This window comes from Sabulibacter ruber, from assembly GCF_017355955.1.
GTDB lineage: Bacteria > Bacteroidota > Bacteroidia > Cytophagales > Hymenobacteraceae > Nibribacter > Nibribacter ruber_A.
In genome coordinates this window covers 1-247 of the sequence record NZ_JAFFID010000200.1, presented here as the reverse complement: position 1 = coordinate 247, position 247 = coordinate 1, and the positions used below count along the sequence as shown (strand labels likewise).

The window sequence follows — 247 nt, the reverse complement described above, 5'->3', positions numbered from 1 at the left end:
ATGGGCAAGAGCAGCGCCGCGCGCATGCTCGCGAGGATGGGCGCGCCGGTCTGTGACTCCGACGCAATGGTCCACCGGCTGCTCGCGCGAGGCGGCGGCGCCGTGCCGGCGATTGATGCCGCCTTCCCCGGCGTGGTCCGCGATGGTGCCGTGGACCGGCGCGCGCTGGGCGCGGCGGTGTTCGCAGCCCCTGCGGCGCTGAACCGGCTGGAAGGGATCCTCCACCCGCTGGTCCAGCGGGCGCAGG

1 protein-coding gene is annotated in these 247 nt (G+C 75.3%); it reads left to right on the top strand.

Features of this window, described 5'->3' with window-relative positions; all coding sequences use genetic code 11:
• The coding region (locus tag JT719_RS25040; protein WP_207436491.1) for a dephospho-CoA kinase at positions 1–247 on the top strand (247 nt) is incomplete at both ends.